We start from the raw sequence: 20,164 nt of genomic DNA on the forward strand, positions 1-20,164 counted from the left end.
CTCCTTTGGCAGTGGGCGGCTCTTGAAGAGGCGAATGCTGCCAACCGTTTTTTGGCGGGCTGGCGACGTGGAGAGTAGGAATGTCTCTGCTGGCACCGTATATTGTTACAGGAACGAAATACTGGGAGTGAGACCGATTACCATGAAGACCATCCGTACCATTGCGCTGGCGACTGCGCTGTCCCTTTCCCTTCCGGCGACCGGCGCGTTCGCACAGGCGCTTGACCGCGATGTCGGCGTGCCGCTGCAGGAAGCGCGCAGTCTTGCTGGACAGGGAAATATCTCCGCCGCTTTGCAGCGTGTCTCACGCGCGCGTGCGGCGGCGAACACAGCCGCGGAACGGCGCAAGGTTGCGGAGATGTCGGCTTATGTGAACACGCGCGCCGGGCGCTATTCCGCCGCCGCCAAGGACCTTGAGAGCATTGGCGCAAGCGCGGCGCAGCTGGCACCGATGTATTACAGCGCGCGCAACTATGACAAGGCGATCGAAATGGGTCGCCGCATGGGCAATACGAAGGGCCTGACGATCGTCGCGCAGTCGTACCTGAAACAGGAAAAGAGCGCTGAAGCCGCGAAAATCTACGAAGATCTGATCGCGCGCAACGGACCGCAGGTGCAGTATCTTGAGAATCTTGCGAACGCACAGTTCAAAATGGGTGAGAAGCAGCAATATCTTGCCACCATCGAACGTCTGATCAGGCAGGATCCGACACCGACGCGCTGGCGGGCACTGCTCAATAACCTCAAGAGTGAAAGCCTTACCCGGGACGCGAAGCTGGCGCTGTACAAGCTGCTTGCCGAAACGAACAACATCACGCGCTCGGAAGATTATATCGAATTCGCGAAGCTGGCGACCGTCGCGCAGGAGCCAGGCGTGGCGCGGCGTATCGTGACACGCGGTATCGAGAATGAACAGCTGTCGAGTGAGGATCCGCAAGTACAGAGCATCGTCAACGCGGCGGGCAATCGTCATCAGCAGGTCGTTACCCAATTCTCGACGCTGAAGCCCGGCCCAGAGGGTTATTTCCGCGCCGGCAATGCGCTTTTCGGCGAAGGGAAATACGAAGCTGCCGCTGTCGCCTATTGGAAATCCTACAAGATGCAGCGCGAGATCAAACAGTCGCCGTTCATCAATCAGGCACTGATCGGTATCGGGATCAGCTCCCTTCGCGCGGGCAAAACCGATATCGCCATGAAGGCGTTCAACATGGTGCAGCAGGACAGTGCCTTCAACGAAGTCGCCGCACTTTGGAAACTATATGCGGAGACACGCAGCGGCTGAGTGAACATCACGGGACTCCGCGGTTGATTCTTGGCCGCCGGTGGTGCATATCGGGTTCATACGAGGTGGAAGCGTACGCGTTTCCGCCTCGTATATTTTATAGGAAAGCCGGAGGGGCGCTGCGATTGCCGCACGTCAGCGATCGGCACAGACAGAGAGAAAACGCGATGGGGCTCTATGAGCACACCTTCCTGGCGCGCCAGGACCTGTCGACCGCGCAGGTAGATGCGCTGTCGGCGGAATTCACCAAGATCATCGAGGCAGGCGAAGGTTCGGTCAAGAAAACCGAATATTGGGGTCTGAAATCCCTTGCCTACAAGATCAAGAAGAACCGCAAGGCACATTTTGTCATGCTGAACATCGACGCGCCGCCCGCGGCCGTCAAGGAGATGGAGCGCAACATTGCCATTTCCGACGATGTCATCCGTCATCTTACCATTGCCGTCGAGGAGTTGGAGGAAGGTCCCTCCGTCCAGATGCGCAAGGAAACCGAACGTCGCGAGCGCCGTGAGCGCCGCGAGCGCGACTAAGGGAGTAGTATATTATGGGTCGTCCCTTTTTCCGCCGCAAGAAATCCTGCCCCTTCAGCCGTCCCGACGCGCCGAAGATCGACTATAAGGATGTGAAACTGCTTGGCGGTTTCCTGTCCGAGCGTGGCAAGATCGTTCCCAGCCGTATCACGGCTGTCTCCGCAAAGAAGCAGCGTGAGCTGGCGAAGGCGATCAAACGCGCCCGCCACCTCGGCCTTCTGCCGTTCATCGTTCGCTAGGAGGAGAGAGACCATGGCACAAATGGACATCATCCTGCTTGAGCGCGTTGAAAAGCTTGGTAATATCGGAGATGTTGTGTCGGTGAAGCCTGGCTTTGCCCGCAATTTCCTTCTGCCCAAGGGCAAGGCGCTCCGTGCGAACGAAGCCAACCGCGCCCGTTTCGAAGCCGATCGTGAGCGTATCGAAAAGGAAAACGCCGAAAAGCGTGCGGTCGCCGAAACGGATGGCGAAAAGCTCTCCGGCACACAGGTCATCATGATCCGTCAGTCTTCGGACTCGGGTCAATTGTACGGCTCCGTCAGCGCCCGCGACATTGCTACGGCGCTGTCCGAGGAAGGCCACAATGTCGACAAGAATCAGGTCACCCTTGGCGAGCCGATCAAGACGCTGGGTATCCATCAGGTCGACATTTCCTTGCATCCTGAAGTGACGGTGCAGGTCGAAGCCAATGTAGCCCGCTCCAAGGAAGAGGCCGAAATGCAGGCCGAGGGCATTGATATCTTCGCTGGCGACGACGAGGAAGACACGATGTCGGCTTCCGAGCGTGCCGCTGCTGAAGCTCTTGCCCGTGCGGAAGCGCAGGCAGAAGCGGAAGCGCGCGGTGAAATCTTCGAAGAGGGTGCAGGCCCGGCCGAAGGTGACGAGGGCGCGGACGGCGAAACCGATGCCAGCGACACTGCCGAAGCGGAATCAGACGCAACGGCCGACGATGCTGCCAAGGCAGAAGATGGTGAAGAGGATAAGACTGGCGCATAGTGCGCTGGCGCATCCAGAAACAAAAGGGGCCGTGTCTGGATATTCAGACACGGCCCCTTTTTCTTGGGCCATATCAGCTTAGCACTGGCGCCATACCCGGTTCCGCTTTTGCCATGGCGCGCTGGTAGGCGTCGCGCGCGCCAATCCGCTGCAACCAGGCCCGAATATTAGGGAAGTCCGCCACGCTGGTCTTCTCTTCCCGGAATGCCCGTGCGGTGGTCAGCGAGAAGGCGATGTTGATGTCGGCCAGAGTAAGGTTGCGGCCGCCGAAATGGTCGGACTCGCCAAGGCGCGTTTCCATCATCGCCCATGCGCGTGCGACCCGCTCCTGGCACGATATAAGTGCGGGATTGTCCTTCGCGGCGCCGGACATGCTGACCAGCAGCAACATCATGTTTGCCGTCATCAGCGTGCCATTGCACCAGTGGAACCAGAACAGGTGGTCGGCATAATCGGCGTCGTCAGGTCCGGGGTTCAGGACCGCCTGCTGCTCCGCGCTGCCATATGTCTGGGTAATGTACTGAAGAATGGCACCCGACTCGCCAAGCGTCAGGTCGCCGTCCTGAATAATCGGCGCTGTCTGAATGGGATGCAGCGCCTTCAGTTCGTCCGGAGCCAGCCGATTGTCCTGACGACGATTATAGAGTTTCAGATCATAGTCGAGGCCAAGCTCCTCACAGAGCCAGACAACGCGCTCTGACTGCGAGATACGAAGGTGGTGAACGATCAGCATGGATAACGGCCTTTTTCATGGTTCACCCGTACGTTCGCAGACCGGTGCCGGCGAAGCCACCCTGTGATTGGATAGCGTGCGGGGATGTCGCCGGGAATGCAAAGGGCCGCTGCTAATAGTCGGTGGATACCCGCACGCCGACAGAACTGCCGCCAAATGTCGCGACACGGCCGAGCACGGAAAAAGCGCGCGTCAGGGCAAATTCAATCTGGGTCGCTGTCACGCCGTTGGTGTCCGTTGAGACTTCGACATATGTCCGCCGGCCGAGATATTCGCCCGCTGCGACGCCTGTACCGCGTCCGGTGGCGCTGTCAGCGGTCTGAATGCGCAGGCGATCGATACCGATGGCGCGGCGCACCGAGCCAATGGGGTCAAGCGCGCTCGACCCGCCGTTCTGGAGCGCAGCGACCGCGCCTGCGAGTTGCAGCGCTTCGGGTGCGGAGAGATTGGCAATGCCCGTTCCAAACAGCACACGCGACAGGATTTCGTCCTGCGGCAGGGCAGGGACAGAGGACAGGCGGACCTGCGGCTGGCTCGACAGACCGGCGATGTTGATTTGCGCGGTCAGTCCCTCCACCCGCGCTTCGGCCTGAATGTTGAGGACGGGGTCGGGGGGATAGGCCCCGCCAAAGCGCACCTCGCCGCGTGTTAATTCGAAGCGGCGCCCTGCGAAATCATAATCCCCGCGCACCAGACGGGCCTTACCGGTCAGACGGGGTTCGGTGATCGGCCCGCCAAGCTTCAGCCGCGCGGACCATTCGCTGTCGAGCCCAAGACCGCGCACATAAAGCCGGTCGTCGGCGGCGGCGGTGACGTCCAATTGCCAGACGGTCGAACCCTGCGGTGTCTCGCGCGCACGGACGAGGTCCCGGTTCACCTCGCGTACCGTGAGCTGGGGGATGGTTTCCAGCTGCGCATTGCCCGCGCGGTAGCGCGCCCGGTCCACTGTGAGATCACCGGAGATTTTCGCGCCCGTTTCCGGACTGTTGGAAATGAGTACCGGCCCCGTGACACGGGTGTCGAGCGTGTCGATATCGACAAGTGCCGCGCGTCTCGTATCCAGCCGGATATTGATTGGGAAGCCTCGGGACAGGGATAGGTCGACCGTACCGCGGCCCGATACCTTTCCGCCCTGGCGGTCGCGGCCGTTAAATGTCTCGATGAGGAGTTCCGATCCCGCGAACCTGCCGGAAAATTGGATATCTTCGATGACGGTGCCACTCGCCACGCTTTCAACGCCCAGCGACCTGGCCTCCAGATTACCGGTCAGGCGCGGCTCGCCCACGGTTCCCCCAATATCGATGCGCGCCTGCAAAGGTCCTCTCACGGCAATCGCGTCAATCGCGGCGAGCGGCCAGATGGCCTCGGCGGGACCGCGATAGCGAAGCTGCGCCTGGACGGGGGAGGCTGCGATCCGTTGAAACGCGGATAAATCCGGTGTGCCTGCGATATGGGGCAGGCGTGCCTGAAACCGCCCGAGCCGCCTGCCGTCAATTTCCAGCGCCGCGCGCACGGCTCCGACATCGTCATTGAGGACGGCGATTAGCGCAAGATCGACAGGCTCGGACAACAGGTTGCTTTGTCTTGCGAAATCGCGAACGCGCAGGTTTGCGCGAATTCGCGGCAGTCGCGCGCCGGACGCGGTCAGCTCGATCGCACCGGTGGCGGTGCCGGTCAGCGGGACATCGGGAAAGATCAGTTGCAAAAGGCCAAGGCCGGCCTCATCCAGACCAGCCCGGATCGTCGTCGCTTCCTTATCCAGGGAACCTGCGAGCCTTGCCGAACCCACTGGGAGCGCGATGCGGGTTTCCGCCAATCGCCAGGTGCCATCTTCGTCTCGATCGATGCGGGCCGGACGGGCGATGCCCAGCCTCTGGCCGCCCACATCGCCCTCCGCAGACACCAGGACGGCGTCCGCGGCAAACGCGGCCGAGATGTCGAATGCAAAGTTCGTACCCCGGCGGCCTTTCACTTTGCTGGTGATCGTACCCACACCATTTGTCAGGTCGAAGGCACCATCCGCGCTGGCGAGGGTGAGCGTGCCGATGCGCGCGCCAGACAGGTCAAAACTGCCTCTTGTGCGATTGCCGTCTGCGGTCACCAGGATGTCGGCGGCGACGGTACCCCGCCGTGCGCCGATAACGGGCTCGGTCGCCAGTGCTGCGGCTGTAGCACCGGCGGCCACAACGATCCGCTGGGCTTCGTTTTCATTGCTGAACCGGGCGGTTCCGTCGACGCCCGAGCCGGATATCGCGAGCGTTCCGTCGACCGGAACGCCTCCAGATGGCGTCAGGACGCCCCGTGCCCGTACCCCGGCAAGGGAGATCTCGCCAAATTTGTAACGAACGGCACCGGGGGCCGTGTCGATCTGACCCGTGGCCGTTATTTCGCCAAGCAGTGTCGCGCCCGCGGCGTTGAAAGCATAGCGTTCCGGACCCGGCGTGAAGGTTGCGCTGATATTCTCAATTGGCAGGCCAAGCGTATAGCGATCGACATTCACGACCGCGAGCGGGCGCGAGATGTCACCCGAAAGGTCGAGCGACAGGGTGCCGAACCGCAGCTGTTCGCCGCGTCCCTGAAAGTCGATTTTCTGACCGAGGCGGTACGTACCTTGCCCCGCGACCGAAAATTCGGGCCCGGTGACTTTTGCAGCGCTCAGGCTGATCGTGCCGTCCGGCGTCCGGATGATATCGGCGCGCCCACGCGGCAGGCCGCCAAAGACGAAGCGCAGGAAATCATTGTCCAGCCGCGTGAGGCGCGCCGATACCGGCCCTGAAATATGCAGCTTGCGCGGCTCAAGGGGATCGGGCTTCAGCCTGAGATCTCCTTGAACCGCCGCGCGGCCAAGGCCGGGGATGGGGTAGTCCGGGACTTCGGTGGTGCCGACGACATCATAAGCCCCGGTTGCAAGGTCAAGCATCAAATCGGCGCGCGCGGTCAGCATGCGCGTATCAAGGCGGGTCCCTTGTCCCCGCACGACGAATCCGTCGAGCGATAAAGGCCCGGTAACATGTGCGCGCGCGCTCAGCTGCGCGACCAGGTCTCCGGCGCCGGTCAGGCGATCAAAGGTCGCATCGACGGTGAAATCGCCTGGATGGTCCTTGCCGGCGATCCTTCCGCTTGCGCTTAGATTGTCGAGCCGCTGGTCACCCAGGGCGAACCAGCTCGCATTGAGTTTATAGGTGATGCGCGGCGCCCTCACACTTCCGTCGGCGGCGACGGACATCCGAATACGCTCGCCGGTCATGGTGCGGACCAGCGATCGCGGCTCGAGCAGCGCGATACGGGCGGTGGTATCGGTCAGTCTGCTGATCCTGCGGTCCAGCTCACCCTGCGCATCCAGGCTGAACGCCGGTGCCTTGGCGGATATGATGAACGGCAGACGATCCTGATCCGGCGCAGCGCTCGCACGGATAACGATACCGCTTGGCGCCAGTCGCGGAATAACGCCGCCGCTCACAAGACGTGCCGGGTCGACACGGCCGTCAAGTCGGAAACGACCATGGGCCGCATCGATGGCCATGTTTGCGATCGGCACTGGCGGCGAACCTGCCTCGGCGAGCTTGGCGACCAGATTGCCGCGCCACTGCGTCCAGCGCCCTTTGCCGTCCAGGTCTATATGGAGGGCCCGGTCGAGACCGGTCATACCGGCAAGCAAGCCCCCCCGGGGTGCCTGCAGCGCACCATTCAGCCGGAATCTGTCGGCGTCCGGTGCGGCGTCGAGAAACAATCGAAATGTGTCGCCGCCTGTCCGGCTGCGGGCCAGCATACCCAGTCTCGCCCGGTCCGGCGTGGTAAGCGCCGTCAGGGCAAGAGAGGCGTTATGCGGTCGGCCCGCGATACGGGGATCGACCTCCAGATGACCGATAAGGGCCTTACGAATGCTGATGTCGAAATCGGGCAGAAGCGGGCGCTCATCCTCGCTGGGCCGCAGCCGCGGCAGGCGTACCAGTGAAACCCGTGCCGCGCGCAGCTGATGAATGGACAGCCGGTCCTTGACGATAAAGTCGTGCGGTTGCCAATCGAGGCGAACCTTGGGACTTGTCAGAAAAACACCGTCCAGATCGCTCAGCTCCAGCTTATGCAGGATGATATCGCCGTAGATTGAACCGTCGATCCTGCCGATGGACACTTGCAGACCGCTACCTGGTGCGATCCCCGCGATTTGCCGCGCGATAAGCCTGTGTCCCGGCTGGGTATCGAGCGCCAGCAGGGCGAGGAGGGCGAACGCCATGAACCCGAGCAACACCAGCGCGCCGACGCCGAATATCCTGCGCAGTCGCATCAGAACGCCTGGCCGATCGACACATAGACGGCGACCGGGGATTCGCCGCTTCGCCGTTTGATTGGCGTGGCGATATCTATGCGTATGGGACCGAAGCGCGTGTAATAGCGCGCGCCGACGCCAATGCCGAACCGGAAATCATCAAAGCCTGGTGCGCTTGATGTATAAACCTGGCCTGCGTCCACAAAGGCGACGGCACCAAGGTCACCGAAGCGATGTCGTGCCTCGATACTGGCTTCGACCTTACTGCGGCCGCCAAGGGGTTCTCCGTCCGCGTCGCGCGGACCGACATCCTGAAATCCGAAGCCGCGTACGGAGGCACCGCCACCGGCGTAAAAACGCCGCGAAGGGGCGATATTGCGTCGGCCGGAACCAAGGATGCTGCCGACAAGGGCGCGCCCGGCGATCACGGTCTTGCGCTCTTCGCCGAGCGGCAGGTAGGCGGACGCGCCGACCTCGCTGCGCGCATAGGTGAAGGTGCCGCCCTGAAAGGATATTTCCGGGCTGAGACGACCGAGCAGCCGAAACCCCTCCGACGGGTCCAGCAGGTCATCGGTACCGTCATAAGTCAGCTGTGCGGGAAACGCGGCGACGTAATAGGTATTCAGCCGCGCAGGGACTCCCAGCAGCGCCGACCGGTCGCGTTCCTGTGAAAAGATTAGCTCCGGCCCCAGTCTGTAGGTCCAGCGCTTCTGCCAGATCAGATTGGTTTCGCGCTCGATAAATGCGGAGGCCAGAACGCCGCGCCTGAAAAAGGCATCGCGGTCTTCTCGAAAGGCGGCGACACGCCCGCCGACGATGCGGTCGCGCGCGCCGTAATTCGAACGCCGAAGATCGAGCGCGAGTAACTGTTCCTCCGTACCCAGAGCCAGCCGTGCCGTGACCGCGCCTTCCGGGCGAAAGAAATTGCGGTGCTGCCAGCTGCCTTCGACGCGGAATCCGTCTTCCGTATCGTAGGCGAACTGCGCCGCGAGCGTGCGGGCGGGCGCGGAGGTGAGGTCGACGTCCAGATCGACTTCGGCCTCAACCTCGTTGATCGGCGCCCCTTTGACGGGCGTAATATCGGCACTTCCCACGAGGCCGGTCGCGATCAGCGCGCGGCGCAGATCGTCGATATCCGCCGCGTCATAGACATCGCCCGCCTCGAAGCGTGCGAGAAGATTGACATGGTCGGCATCAAAGGGCGCGTCCTCGCCAAGGACGCGGATGCTGCCGAACCGTCCTCGCGGCCCGGTCCGGACATTCAGCGCAAGGCTGGCTCGGCGCGTCTCGTGATCGATAATGATTTCAGGATCGGGTACGTCCGCGAACGGATACCCCTCGCGCGGCAGGCGTAGCCGAAGTTCGCCGAGCGCACCCAGTACGGCGCCCGCCCTGACGGGATCGCCGTTATTGACGCTCAGACCGGTCGCCGCGATATCGTCGAACCGGTACAACGGCCCTGCGTCGACTTCAAAAACAACCCGCCGCGCCGCTACGGGTTCGTCCGGGTTAATGATGCTAATGTCGATCAGCGGGTCGTAATATCCTTCGGCACGAAGCAGCCGGGAAATAAGATCGCGGTCGACGCGAACACGTCGATTCAGCTCCGCAAGTGAAGGAACGCTCGCGCCGTTTCCCGTAAGCAGCAAAGACAATTCCCTGAACGGCCCAGCGATTGCCGGCAGTAATTCAGGCAAAAACTCAACCGAGTAGCGGATCGCGGTCACAGGCCTGGCCGCCTCGGTCTGATCTTCCTCCTCCAGACGCCCGAACAGGTCCTGCCAGTCGGCCTCTATCTCGGGGATCGCTGGCAGGGGGTCGCTGACTGTCCGTGCGGGCGCGGTGTCCTGTGCCCATGCACGGCTCGACACGACCAGCGCGAGGGTCAGTAAACGGACATAAGCATACATCGCTCCGACATAACGCGGTGCAGCCTGCACGGAAGCTGAATTTCACGTTCTGCGGCGAAGGAAAAGAATGACGTCGCCATCCCTTTCCAGGCGGCACTGATCCAAAAACCGCATGTCCGTGCGATGCTGAAGCGCAGCTTTGTGCCCGTCACCCCTCCAATTGGGCGTCGCTGCCGGATTCTTCACAGGCCTCTTCGCCGTCGCTGGGCATTTCCGCCTGAGGGCTGCCCACGGTCCGCCGCGCGCGCGGCGTCTTCTGGAGCGACTCCTTTTCATCATCCGGCAGCATCGGCACGAAGTCAGGCCGTTCGATGCTTGCGGTCGCGTTTCTCAGTTTCGTCGACCATGATTTCGACAGGCGCTGGAAATAGCCGTCATTCTCGGTGATCGTATGTTCGACAGGTTCCGAGCCCTCATGGTCGCGTAGCAGCACCATATCGATGGGAAGGCCGACAGCGAGGTTCGAACGCATGGTGGAATCGAAGCTGATGAGCCCGATTTTTGCCGCTTCGTTCATGCGCGTCTTGTAATTCAGGGCACGGTCGAGGATCGGCTTGCCATATTTGATCTCGCCGATCTGCAGAAACGGATTTTCAGGCCGGCATTCAATGGCGTTGCCCGCATCATAGACCCGAAAAAGCTTCACCGGTTCAGCGCCGACACGGCCGCCGACCAGCATGGAGGCACCGGACCGTATCCCGTCGCGTTTCAACGCATCGCGAACCTCGTTGCGGCTCTCGTGCAGGGCGCGGCCAATCAATTGCGCGATGCGGAAGATGTTCGCCTGATTATCGATCGTCGATCGTTCATCGTCGCCGTTTGCCATCTCCAGACCTTCGTCCAGATGTGACAGGGCGGCCTGCGTTACCGACAGGCTCCCCGCCGTGCAAATCGCCACAAAGCGGTCCGCGCGATTATATATATGCAATTTCCGATAGACCGAGATGTTGTCGACGCCCGCATTGGTGCGGCTGTCGGCCATCATCACGAGCCCGGCATGAACACGCATGCCGACACAATATGTCATTTCACGGCACCAGCTTTTATTGTTGAGACTGGGACATATCGCCCATTGTCTGATTCTGCGACTGCCTAAGTGCGCGGCCGGACGTTGTCGCGGTCACGGCCATGGTTTCCATGCCGCCGCCCATGCGCGTACCCACCATCGGCGCAGCCTGCCGATAGTCCATTCCTACTGCGATCCGGACATAGTGATCGTCCGCCGAAATGCCGTGCGCCGGATCAAATGCCACCCAGCCAAGATCCTGCACCCATGCTTCCGCCCATGCGTGCGAGGCTTCCTGGTTATTTTCACCATCGCGGCGGAACAAATGCCCTGAGACATAGCGCGCGGGGATATCCTGTGACCGCGCGGCGGCGCAGAACAGATGCGACAGATCCTGGCAAACACCATTGCCATTCGCGAACGCTTCGGCCGCGCTCGTCGTCACATTGGTGGTGCCTGTCTCGAATTTCATGTGCCCGTATACGGCGGCCAGAAGGGCATGTGCCTTGTCGAGCGGCGACGTCTTGCTGGCGATGGCGTCCGCGGCAAATTCGGCAATGGCCGCATTGGGCTGGGTCAGCTCGCTGACCTGTAGGTAGGTAAGCGGCGACAGTGTCTCTCGCACGCCTCTGACCAGGCCCGCAGAGTCATCGCATTCAACGATTCCGGACGCCGTTATGACCAGTTCCTCCGGTGCGTGATCGACGGTCAGCATGTGCGTGATGTTGCCGTGCGGGTCGCGCTTCTGGCGCAGTTTCGCGTCGCAGTTCAGGTCGATTGACCAGTCCACGACATTCTGCCCTTCAAAGTCTTCCGGCGTCAGGCGAAGCAGCTGCATGACACGGCGCGGTCCGGCGTCATAGCGATAGGTCGTTTCATGTTTGACGTTGATACGCATCAGAAGCTGAACTGTTCGGAAATATCGCGATTAAGCTGATTATTATCGGTAATGAACTGCTGCAGAAACTGATGCATCCCGTTCTTGTAGATATCGTCGACGGTCAGTCCCCTGAGCTGGTTTTTCATGCGTTTGGCGCGGCGATCGGCGGGACCCACACGGCCATGGGCGACGCTGAGATCCTGCAGATATTCGTCGGCCACGTCCATGCAATGCGACAGGCTACGCGGCAGGTCGTCTTTCAAAATCAGCAGTTCGGCGATCAGCCAGGGTTTTAGATTCTGGCGATAAATGTGACGGTAGGCGGTCACCGCGCTGACGGAGCGCAATATTGCCGTCCACTGAGCCTGGTCGAGCGCGCCGCCGACGCCTTCTCCCTCGGGGAGCAGGGTGTGATATTTCACATCCATAAGCCGGGCGGTATTGTCCGCGCGCTCGATGACATTGCCAAGCCGGATGAACCAGAAATTCTCGCTGCGGGCGAGGGTCCGCCAGACAGCGCCTTCAAAGTTCCGGACCTCCTGTTTCACACGTTCGACCAGCGAAACCATATCGAGGGGGCGGTCGACCTCCCGGATCCGGCCCGCGAGCTCGATATAGCCCTCGTTCAGCGATTCGAAGGCTTCACGCGTCAACGCGGCCCGCACGACCCGGGCGTCATTGCGCGCCTTGGTTACGCAGGACCGAATGGAACTGGGATTGTCGGGATCGAGAGCGAGAAAATCCGTTACCGCCGCGCGGTTCGGCGGTACGTTCTTTGCGGCAAACAGCTCGCCGGTGCCAGAGGCTTGCGCGGCGCTTTTCCACCCGGCATTCTTATCCGGCGATGGCAGTGCCTCGAAGCGGAAGGCGGCGTCCATGAGACGCGCGGTGAAGTCCAGACGCTCGACGTGACGGCCAAGCCAGAATAGCGAGGATGCGTTTCGCGATAGCATTACGAGGCCAACACCCAGCTGTCCTTTGTCCCGCCACCCTGGGAGGAGTTAACCACGAGCGAACCTTCCTTGAGAGCGACGCGTGTCAAGCCGCCGGGGACGACTTTCGTCTCCTCCGCTCCCGACACAACAAAGGCGCGCAGATCGACATGGCGCTCGACGATCGAATCGTTCACGACGGTGGGGCAGGTCGACAGCGCCAATGTCGGCTGCGCGATATATCCGTCCGGATCATCCTTGATCCTGAGCGCAAACTCCTCGATTTCCGCCTCTGTCGCGGCGGGACCGATCAGCATGCCATATCCACCGGAGGCGTCGACACGCTTAACAACCAGCTCGGCCAGATTGTCGAGCGTATACTTAAGTGCGTCATCCTCGCGGCAGCGATAGGTTTCCACATTCTTTAGCGCCGCGTCGGACCCGGAATAGAATTTCACGATTTCGGGAACATAGGAGTAGATCGCCTTGTCATCGGCCACGCCCGTTCCCGGCGCGTTGATAATGGTGACATTTCCTGCCTCATACGCATCCATCATCCCGGCGATGCCAAGAATGCTGTCCGGGCGAAAGGCGAGCGGATCGAGATAATCGTCATCGATACGGCGGTACACCACATCGACGCGCTCCGGCCCCTTGGTGGTCCGCATGTAAACGCAGCGATCTTCGACGAACAGGTCGCTGCCCTCGACCAGTTCGATACCGAGACGGTCGGCAAGGAAACTGTGCTCATAATAGGCGCTGTTAAGCGGCCCTGGCGTCAGGATCACGCCCGTTGGATCGCCGCGCGTGGCTTCGGGTGCGACCGCGCGGATCATGTCCTGCAGATAGTCTATATAGCTTTCGACAGGCCGGATCGAATGTTCCTGAAACAGCATCGGAAACAGACGCAGCATCGCCTCGCGGTTTTCCAGCATGTAAGCCACACCCGACGGTGTCCTCAGATTGTCCTCCAGAACATAAAACTCGTCGGCGGTTCGCACCATGTCGATGCCGCTGATATGCGAGTAGACGCCGCCAGGGGGCTTGATCTGCGTCATGATGGGCTGAAATTGCGGATTGGAGAGAACAAGCTCCTCGGGGATAAGGCCAGCCTTCAAGATTTCGCGTGGCCCGTAAATGTCCGCGAGGAACATCTGCAGCGCATCGATGCGCTGAACAATTCCCGCCTCAAGCGCATCGAATTCCTCCGCGGCGACGATGCGCGGCAGGACGTCGAAGGGAATGATTTTTTCATCGCCTTCATTGTCGCCGTAGACCGCGAAGGTGATGCCGAGTTTTCGGAAGGCCAGCTCGGCGGCGCCGTGGCGCTTTGCCAGTTCATCTACCGAAACCGTCTCCAGCCAGGTTTCGAGGCCCTTGTAGGGCGCGCGGACATCGCTACCAGCACCGTACATCTCACTAAAGCTGTTCGTCCCCGTCATAAGCCAATGAAAGAACGGCTGGCGGATTAGTTCCGGTTGAAGACAACAGATAAATTGTTCGCCGGCATTTCGATAATGTTCCGCAGAGCGAAATCATTCTGCGCCGCGGCCTGTTCCATCGCACCGAGGGTTCTGAGTCCCCACTCCGGATTGCGCGATCTTAGGCTCTCGTCAAAGGCCAGATTGCTCGGCGCGGTCATGACACCGTCCCGAACGAACGGACCGTAGATAAAGAGGGGAGCGCCCGCTGTCAGGCATGAGCGCGCGCCGCGCAGCAGCGCAAGCGTGGCTGACCAGGGCGAAATGTGAACCATGTTGATACAGGTCATCGCCGCGACATGTTCGGTGGGCCAGCTGTCGCTGTATACATTCAGCAATATCGGTGGACGCATATTCTCCGGGCCTTCGAAACGTTTGCGACGTTCCATATCACCGACAGCGTCCGGGCTGCCGTCGGTTGGCAGCCATTGCAGGTGCCCAAAGCGCGAGGCGAAATGGACGGCATGCTCTCCTGTCCCTTCCGCAATCATCAGCACGAGGCCATGATCGGGAAGCACGTCCGCAAGCACATCGGCAATCGGCTTGCGGTTGCGAAGCGCCGCGGGCGCCGAACGAAGCTCTTCCTCGGACATATCTGCAAATCCTTCAGGGACACTCGCACTTTGATATTCGTCCCGCTACAGAAGTTTCCGGGAATAGGAAGGGTTCACATATGACCGAGCTTAGTCGCCGCCGTTTCATCGAAGCGGCCGCCATGATGTCCATCGCCGCCCCGCTAGCCGCTTGCGGCGACGACGCTGCCATCTCGCAGACGCCGGTGAAGGTTGAGACGGGACAGTGGCAGGACGCCGTCTCGCAGCTTGCCGCACGTGAACGCGGCGATGTGACCGCGCTGCAACTTGTCGAGACCGCGATTAGGCGCCTTGAGGCGGTCAACGAGAGGATCAACGCCGTCGCGCTGCCAAACTTCGAGCGCGCGCGTGCGATGGCGAGGGCTGGCACGACGGGACCGCTCGCCGGTTTGCCGACACTCGTAAAGGACAATCAGCGGCAGGCGGGCTTGCCATATACGCAGGGCTCACGGGCTCTAGCCGGTTATATCGCCGACGAGACCGATCCCTATGCAGCGGCGATGGAAGGCGCCGGCTTGATATCGATCGGGCGCTCCACGCTGCCCGAATACGGCCTGACGGCAACGACCGAACCCCTGCTCACCGGCCCGACGCGCAATCCATGGAATCCGGATCATTCGTCCGGGGGGTCGTCGGGCGGCAGTGCGGCGGCGGTTGCCGCTGGCGTCGTACCGGTCGCGCACGCCAATGATGGCGGCGGCTCGATCCGCATTCCCGCTGCGGCCTGCGGCCTTGTCGGTCTGAAGCCGTCACGCGGCCGCATGGCGGGCGACGACGCCTCCGACGACGCGACCGATCTTGGCGTGCAGGGCTGCGTCAGCCGCACGGTGCGCGATACGGCCATCTGGTTCAACGCGACGCAGGGCGGCCCCGGGTTCGAACCGGCGACGCTTGTCACCGGGCCGATCGCGCGGCGGTTGCGGGTCGTGGGACATCTTCAGCGTCCGGACGGTTCGCTGCCGGACGCTGATGTTCAGCGTGTTCACGGCGACGCGATCGCGCTGCTGGAAACATTGGGGCACAATATCGGCCGGAATGACACCGAAATTTTCGGGCCGGAGCTTGCGGAGGATTTCCTTCACCTCTGGTCGCGCGGCGCCCATCTGCGCCTTGAGGCGACGAAGCAGCTTGCGGGTTTGCCGGACGATTTTGACCTGAGCCAGGGTTTCGAACCCCTGATGCTGGATATGGCCGCGCGGGGCGGGGCCCTTACCGAAGAGCAGATGACGCAGATTGTCGGGCGGCTTGAGGCGTTCAAGGCCCGGTATCGGGCAGGGTTTGCGAATATGGATGTCCTTGTGACCCCGGTGCTTGGATCGGCGGCCCTCGCCATCGGTGAATTGTCGCCGACGATTCCCTTTGCGGATCAAGCCGATCTTCTGACGGCATATGCAGGGTTCACGGGCGCGGAGAATGTGGCCGGCCTTCCTGCAATTTCGCTGCCAGTCGGCGAAAGTGCCTCCGGCCTTCCGATCGGTCTGCAATTCGTGGCCGCGCCCGGGAACGAAGCCATGCTCCTCGGCCTTGCATTCGAGCTTGAAGAGGCGTTGAAATGGTATGAAAGAAAGCCGGGGATCTGGGTGGGAGACATGGTGTGAGCATTACCCTGTGGTTCAATAACCGGTGCGGCACGGCACGGAACGTCCGCAAATGGCTCGATGAAAATGGCCATGATTATGTGGTTCGCGACTATCTGACCGATGTACCCTCCGCCGACGAGATTCGCGATGTCCTGGCGAAGGGCGATATGCGTGCCGCCGACCTGTTCCGCGCGAAGGAAGCGCTGGCAGAGGAACTCGGTCTGCGCGGCGTTGAGGATGAGGCGGCGCTGGTGGATGCGATGGCCGCCCACCCGCGTCTCATCAACCGTCCCGTCGTCATCGACGGCGACCGCGCGAAATTATGCCGCCCGGCATCGGAGGTTGAGGCCTTTCTCAGCTAGGGAAACGGCCTAGGCAAAAACGTCCCTCAGTGTATCCATCTTGGGGCCCTCGGCGGCATTGCGCAGTTCGATGAACATCGACCCTAGGAGGACGCCGTACAGGACATAGCTGAGCGTGCTTACGATGGGCGACACGATCTTGAATGTCATCGAAATGTTCAGTTGTTCCTGGAACAGCAGCATATCTGTAAGGCTCACCGTAAGGAGTGTATCAATCGCGCTTTGCGCTATCCAGAACACGATGATCAGAACGTAAAGCGCAAAGACTTTCCAGCGTGCGCCTTTCGTAAGTGCCTGGCTGCGGCCAAAGCTGCCGATAATGCCCCGACGTTCGATAATTAGCGCCGGGAAGCTGACGCTCCACATGCAAGCGATCATGATGCCCGGTACCAGCAGGAGAAGAAGCCCCGCGTAAAAGCCGAGCATCCAGAGCAACATGTGCACCATTATGGGAAGCAGCGCTGTCAGGCTACGTTTTAGCACGGCGCCCAGGTCGATATTGCCGCGATCCGCTGACTGTGCGGTCATTTCAATGCAGGCGATGCCCATGATTGCGGGGCAAAGGGCCGCAAGGAAGCCGAAAATACCGCCGACAAGGCCGAGCTCTCTAAAATTCGCGCGCATCATATACTCGTATGTGAAAAACATATAGAGAATGAGCGGAAGAGCACCAAGAGCCACGCTGACAATCGCGAACGGACCCGGATTGTCACGGATCGTCATGAACATCCGGGTGACGACCCTGCCAATGTCGAAAGTTCGCGCCGCTTCCATGTTTCGTCCTCATCATTGCCATGCTGCCGTGGCGGCTTGAAAAGATATGCGGCTTTCGTCCAGTAGCATTCTCGTGAAGGATGTTTCCAGAACGCAAGGGGCAGTTGAAAAACGGGCACCCGATCCAGGTGCGGGCGAAGCGCATGAGGCCGTGCGCGCGAATAAGGACATCCAGTTCGAGCTCCCGGAATATGAACCCGAAGTGCCGGAATTTCCCACATGGCTGAAACCGCTCTTCGAAGCCCTCGGCGAATTCCTGGCTTTTATCGGTCCGGCCATTCCCTACGTTCTGGGCGCTGTGCTGGTTGGCCTCCTGTGCTATTTCCTGTGGCCAATTCTGTCGGACTGGTTCGATGGCAGGCGATATGGCGGGGTGCGCACGCTGCCGGACTGGCGGCCTGAGCAGCGCACCGCGCGCATCCTTCTTGCCGAAGCGGATATGCTCGCCTCCGAAGGCCGCTATGCCGAGGCCGCGCATCTTTTGCTGCACCGGTCCATTGAGGATATTCAGGCGGCGCGGCCAGATCTCGTCCGTGTCGGCTTCACATCGCGGGAAATCGCGGATCATCGCGAAATGCCGGAGGATGCGCGCGGCGTCTTCGCGCCCATCGCGCAGCTTGTCGAGCGCGGCCTGTTTGCCGGACGCAGCATCGCCGAGCCGGACTGGCTCGGCGTTCGGTCCGCCTATGACCAGTTCGTGTTTGCGCGGGCATCATGAGTTCTGCGGCAAATCCCTTCCGCACACGGACGGTGCTCATCATGGTGACGCTCGGCACATTCGCGTTTCTGGCATTTCTCGTCCTCTACGCCTTTTCCGACGAATTGCAGAGCGGCGAGGACGGCGACGCCCATGCGCTCAGCGTATCGGGCACCGGATACCGGGCGATGGTGGAGATCATCGAGCGGACACGCGGCGATGTCAGGATGGAGCGCCGCCCTGCCGGTGACGATGCCCCGCATTTGCATATCTTCACCCCGCGCGCCTTTACGGACGCCGAGCTGCTGGCGGAGCGGGCGAGGCGTTACGCGCAGTCGGGTACCGTCCTGATCATTTTGCCTAAATGGCATACAAGGTCGATGCAGGACCGGCCGCAATGGGCGGAATCGCTCGGCAGGATCAATCCCGCAGCCCTCTCTGCCATGCTTGCCGACTTTGGCGATTTCACCATCGAGAACGCTAGGGATGCGAAAGGGGAAACATCCGGTACCTATAATGGCTTTCGAACAATTTCCGGCGACGGTCTTGAGCCATTTCTGCAAGATAGCACCGAAGCACTCGTAGGCGCCTGGCTGCCCAACGAGAATATCGCCATCGTCGCGGATGCGGATCTTTTCAACAATCTGGCAATGGCTGACCTTGCAAGAGCGGAAATGATGTTGGACGCCATCGACGCCGCGCTGCCTGACGCGAACAGTGAAGTGGTTTTCGACCTGACACTGAACGGCTTCGAAATCGGCGAGAGCGCCCTCAAGCGCGTATTGCGGCCGCCGCTGCTTGGCGTCACCCTGTCGGCGCTGCTTGCCGCCATTCTGGCCGGTGTCGCCGCGGCGGTCAGGTTTGGCCCAATGCGCCTTGCGGAGCGCAGTGTCGCCTTCGGCAAGCAGGCGCTGCTCGACAACAGCGCCGATATGATCCGCCTGACCCGCCGCGAAGAGGCCAGCGCGACGCAGTATATCGACGTCATTCGCAGACAGGCGGCGCGCCGGGTTGGCCTGCCTGCGACCGCGCATAGGCAGGATATCGATCGGCAGCTGGATTGCCTTGGCGATGGAAACAGTCGTTTCACAGCGTTAACCGGCGCGCTGTACGCCGCCCGGACAAGACCTGAAATCGTCAGTGCGGCCAAAGCGCTGCACCGCTGGAAAGAAGAGAGTTTCTCATGAACGTAAGCGATGTCGCCGGTCTGGCGAAGACGATCCGCGCAGAAGTTGGAAAGGCCATTGTCGGCCAGGACGATGCGGTTGAAAAACTGCTTATCGCGCTGTTCTCGCGCGGTCATGTGTTGCTTGAGGGGCCTCCGGGCACGGCGAAGACCCTGCTTGCGCAGTGTTTCGCGGCGTCGCTCGACCTTGATTTTGGACGTATTCAGTTCACGCCCGACCTGATGCCATCGGACATCCTCGGCGCGAATCTGTTCAACTTCCAGACGAGCACATTCACGCTGACCCGCGGCCCGATCTTTCACGAGCTGCTTCTGGCTGACGAGATCAACCGCACGCCCCCAAAGACGCAGGCGGCGCTGCTGGAGGCGATGCAGGAGCGGGCCGTCACCATCGATGGTGAGCGGCATGACCTTGGCGAACGGTTTCAGGTCATTGCGACCCAGAATCCGATCGAACAGCAGGGGGTTTATCCCTTGCCAGAGGCGCAGCTGGACCGGTTCCTGTTCAAGATCGACATTGGCTATCCCGCGGAGGAAGAGGAAATCCGTATCGTGGCCCAGCACGGCGCACGATTCGGAATGCCGAGGCCCGGCGCGTTCGAAATCTCCGCTGTGACAGATGCCGCCACGCTGCGCGCGGCAAGCGCGGTGGTGGAGGGCATCAAACTGGTCGATGATGTGGTGGATTACGTCGTGCGCCTCGTCCGCCAGACGCGAATGTCGCAGGATATCGAGGCCGGTGCCAGTCCGCGCGCCGCCGTCCTGCTCGCCGGTGCCGCTCGCGCCCGCGCTGCTCTGGAGGGCCGCGACTACGTCATACCGGACGACGTGAAGGCGCTGGCACGGCCCGTATTGCGGCACCGGGTGCTGCTGAGCCCGACTGCGGAAATCGAAGGCCGCCGCGTCGACGAAATCGTCGACGGGCTGATCGAACAGACAGAAGCGCCGCGCTGAG

The 20,164-nt window shown here is 61.3% G+C and carries 18 protein-coding genes; 9 read left to right on the top strand and 9 right to left on the bottom strand.

The features are described from left to right. Positions 1–142: 142 nt before the first annotated feature. From KCG44_RS06465 to rplI, 4 genes are all read left to right on the top strand, one after another. Positions 143–1,282 (top strand): tetratricopeptide repeat protein, encoded by a 1,140-nt coding sequence (locus tag KCG44_RS06465; protein ID WP_218445064.1) that lies wholly within the window; start codon positions 143–145, stop codon positions 1,280–1,282. A 167-nt stretch (positions 1,283–1,449) separates the two neighbouring features. Continuing rightward, on the top strand, positions 1,450–1,812 hold the full coding sequence (gene rpsF, locus KCG44_RS06470) for a 30S ribosomal protein S6 (protein ID WP_218445066.1): 363 nt from the start codon (positions 1,450–1,452) through the stop codon (positions 1,810–1,812). Between the two features lie 14 nt (positions 1,813–1,826). Next, positions 1,827–2,051, top strand: coding sequence for a 30S ribosomal protein S18 (rpsR, locus tag KCG44_RS06475; protein WP_218445067.1), 225 nt, complete (start codon positions 1,827–1,829; stop codon positions 2,049–2,051). A 13-nt stretch (positions 2,052–2,064) separates the two neighbouring features. After that, entirely contained in the window at positions 2,065–2,808 is a 744-nt protein-coding gene (gene rplI / locus KCG44_RS06480; protein ID WP_439651419.1) for a 50S ribosomal protein L9, read from the top strand. A gap of 73 nt (positions 2,809–2,881) precedes the next feature. Here the strand turns inward: rplI and KCG44_RS06485 are convergent, their stop codons facing one another. The 8 genes from KCG44_RS06485 to KCG44_RS06520 all read right to left on the bottom strand — a co-directional run bounded on the left by KCG44_RS06485 (position 2,882) and on the right by KCG44_RS06520 (position 14,610). After that, complete coding sequence (locus KCG44_RS06485; protein WP_218445068.1) at positions 2,882–3,541, bottom strand: glutathione S-transferase family protein; 660 nt, start codon at positions 3,539–3,541, stop codon at positions 2,882–2,884. A gap of 112 nt (positions 3,542–3,653) precedes the next feature. Continuing rightward, positions 3,654–7,826: a translocation/assembly module TamB domain-containing protein gene (locus KCG44_RS06490; protein ID WP_218445069.1), complete on the bottom strand. Its 4,173-nt coding sequence runs from the start codon at positions 7,824–7,826 to the stop codon at positions 3,654–3,656. Further along, positions 7,826–9,748: an autotransporter assembly complex protein TamA gene (locus KCG44_RS06495; RefSeq protein WP_218445070.1), complete on the bottom strand. Its 1,923-nt coding sequence runs from the start codon at positions 9,746–9,748 to the stop codon at positions 7,826–7,828. Before KCG44_RS06495 ends, KCG44_RS06490 begins: the two co-directional genes overlap by 1 nt. A gap of 118 nt (positions 9,749–9,866) precedes the next feature. After that, entirely contained in the window at positions 9,867–10,727 is an 861-nt protein-coding gene (locus tag KCG44_RS06500) for a proteasome-type protease (protein ID WP_218445072.1), read from the bottom strand. A 34-nt stretch (positions 10,728–10,761) separates the two neighbouring features. Continuing rightward, positions 10,762–11,622, bottom strand: coding sequence for a transglutaminase family protein (locus KCG44_RS06505; protein ID WP_218445073.1), 861 nt, complete (start codon positions 11,620–11,622; stop codon positions 10,762–10,764). Further along, the gene (locus KCG44_RS06510; protein WP_218445074.1) at positions 11,622–12,557 is read right to left on the bottom strand and encodes an alpha-E domain-containing protein; all 936 of its coding nucleotides are present in this window, start codon (positions 12,555–12,557) and stop codon (positions 11,622–11,624) included. The genes KCG44_RS06505 and KCG44_RS06510 overlap by 1 nt, the downstream gene beginning before the upstream one ends. After that, entirely contained in the window at positions 12,557–13,951 is a 1,395-nt protein-coding gene (locus KCG44_RS06515) for a circularly permuted type 2 ATP-grasp protein (protein WP_255536381.1), read from the bottom strand. Before KCG44_RS06515 ends, KCG44_RS06510 begins: the two co-directional genes overlap by 1 nt. Positions 13,952–14,004: 53 nt before the next feature. Further along, positions 14,005–14,610, bottom strand: coding sequence for a DUF938 domain-containing protein (locus KCG44_RS06520; RefSeq protein ID WP_218445076.1), 606 nt, complete (start codon positions 14,608–14,610; stop codon positions 14,005–14,007). Positions 14,611–14,690: 80 nt separating this feature from the next. Between KCG44_RS06520 and KCG44_RS06525 the strand changes: the two genes are divergently transcribed. After that, positions 14,691–16,208, top strand: coding sequence for an amidase family protein (locus KCG44_RS06525; protein WP_218445078.1), 1,518 nt, complete (start codon positions 14,691–14,693; stop codon positions 16,206–16,208). After that, on the top strand, positions 16,205–16,552 hold the full coding sequence (locus tag KCG44_RS06530) for an ArsC/Spx/MgsR family protein (protein WP_218445079.1): 348 nt from the start codon (positions 16,205–16,207) through the stop codon (positions 16,550–16,552). The genes KCG44_RS06525 and KCG44_RS06530 overlap by 4 nt, the downstream gene beginning before the upstream one ends. 9 nt (positions 16,553–16,561) lie before the next feature. Here the strand turns inward: KCG44_RS06530 and KCG44_RS06535 are convergent, their stop codons facing one another. Next, on the bottom strand, positions 16,562–17,326 hold the full coding sequence (locus tag KCG44_RS06535) for a hypothetical protein (RefSeq protein WP_218445080.1): 765 nt from the start codon (positions 17,324–17,326) through the stop codon (positions 16,562–16,564). Positions 17,327–17,372: 46 nt separating this feature from the next. Between KCG44_RS06535 and KCG44_RS06540 the strand changes: the two genes are divergently transcribed. Genes KCG44_RS06540 through KCG44_RS06550 form a run of 3 tightly spaced genes read left to right on the top strand, consistent with a single transcriptional unit; the run spans position 17,373 to position 20,163 of the window. Continuing rightward, positions 17,373–18,044: a DUF4129 domain-containing protein gene (locus tag KCG44_RS06540; RefSeq protein WP_218445081.1), complete on the top strand. Its 672-nt coding sequence runs from the start codon at positions 17,373–17,375 to the stop codon at positions 18,042–18,044. Beyond that, positions 18,041–19,210 (top strand): hypothetical protein, encoded by a 1,170-nt coding sequence (locus KCG44_RS06545; protein ID WP_218445082.1) that lies wholly within the window; start codon positions 18,041–18,043, stop codon positions 19,208–19,210. The genes KCG44_RS06540 and KCG44_RS06545 overlap by 4 nt, the downstream gene beginning before the upstream one ends. Continuing rightward, the gene (locus KCG44_RS06550; RefSeq protein ID WP_218445084.1) at positions 19,207–20,163 is read left to right on the top strand and encodes an AAA family ATPase; all 957 of its coding nucleotides are present in this window, start codon (positions 19,207–19,209) and stop codon (positions 20,161–20,163) included. Before KCG44_RS06545 ends, KCG44_RS06550 begins: the two co-directional genes overlap by 4 nt. The last annotated feature ends 1 nt before the right edge of the window (position 20,164 follow it).

It is taken from the genome of Pacificimonas pallii (assembly GCF_019204005.1).
GTDB lineage: Bacteria > Pseudomonadota > Alphaproteobacteria > Sphingomonadales > Sphingomonadaceae > Pacificimonas > Pacificimonas pallii.

Coding starts and splice junctions, on each gene's coding strand:
- rplI (WP_439651419.1), top strand. CDS start 2,065: ATGGCACAAATGGACATCATCCTGCTTGAGCGCGTTGAAAAGCTTGGT.
- KCG44_RS06545 (WP_218445082.1), top strand. CDS start 18,041: ATGAGTTCTGCGGCAAATCCCTTCCGCACACGGACGGTGCTCATCATG.
- rpsR (WP_218445067.1), top strand. CDS start 1,827: ATGGGTCGTCCCTTTTTCCGCCGCAAGAAATCCTGCCCCTTCAGCCGT.
- KCG44_RS06535 (WP_218445080.1), bottom strand. CDS start 17,326: ATGGAAGCGGCGCGAACTTTCGACATTGGCAGGGTCGTCACCCGGATG.
- KCG44_RS06510 (WP_218445074.1), bottom strand. CDS start 12,557: ATGCTATCGCGAAACGCATCCTCGCTATTCTGGCTTGGCCGTCACGTC.
- rpsF (WP_218445066.1), top strand. CDS start 1,450: ATGGGGCTCTATGAGCACACCTTCCTGGCGCGCCAGGACCTGTCGACC.
- KCG44_RS06485 (WP_218445068.1), bottom strand. CDS start 3,541: ATGCTGATCGTTCACCACCTTCGTATCTCGCAGTCAGAGCGCGTTGTC.
- KCG44_RS06515 (WP_255536381.1), bottom strand. CDS start 13,951: ATGTACGGTGCTGGTAGCGATGTCCGCGCGCCCTACAAGGGCCTCGAA.
- KCG44_RS06525 (WP_218445078.1), top strand. CDS start 14,691: ATGACCGAGCTTAGTCGCCGCCGTTTCATCGAAGCGGCCGCCATGATG.
- KCG44_RS06520 (WP_218445076.1), bottom strand. CDS start 14,610: ATGTCCGAGGAAGAGCTTCGTTCGGCGCCCGCGGCGCTTCGCAACCGC.
- KCG44_RS06500 (WP_218445072.1), bottom strand. CDS start 10,727: ATGCGTGTTCATGCCGGGCTCGTGATGATGGCCGACAGCCGCACCAAT.
- KCG44_RS06550 (WP_218445084.1), top strand. CDS start 19,207: ATGAACGTAAGCGATGTCGCCGGTCTGGCGAAGACGATCCGCGCAGAA.
- KCG44_RS06465 (WP_218445064.1), top strand. CDS start 143: ATGAAGACCATCCGTACCATTGCGCTGGCGACTGCGCTGTCCCTTTCC.
- KCG44_RS06490 (WP_218445069.1), bottom strand. CDS start 7,826: ATGCGACTGCGCAGGATATTCGGCGTCGGCGCGCTGGTGTTGCTCGGG.
- KCG44_RS06540 (WP_218445081.1), top strand. CDS start 17,373: ATGCGGCTTTCGTCCAGTAGCATTCTCGTGAAGGATGTTTCCAGAACG.
- KCG44_RS06505 (WP_218445073.1), bottom strand. CDS start 11,622: ATGCGTATCAACGTCAAACATGAAACGACCTATCGCTATGACGCCGGA.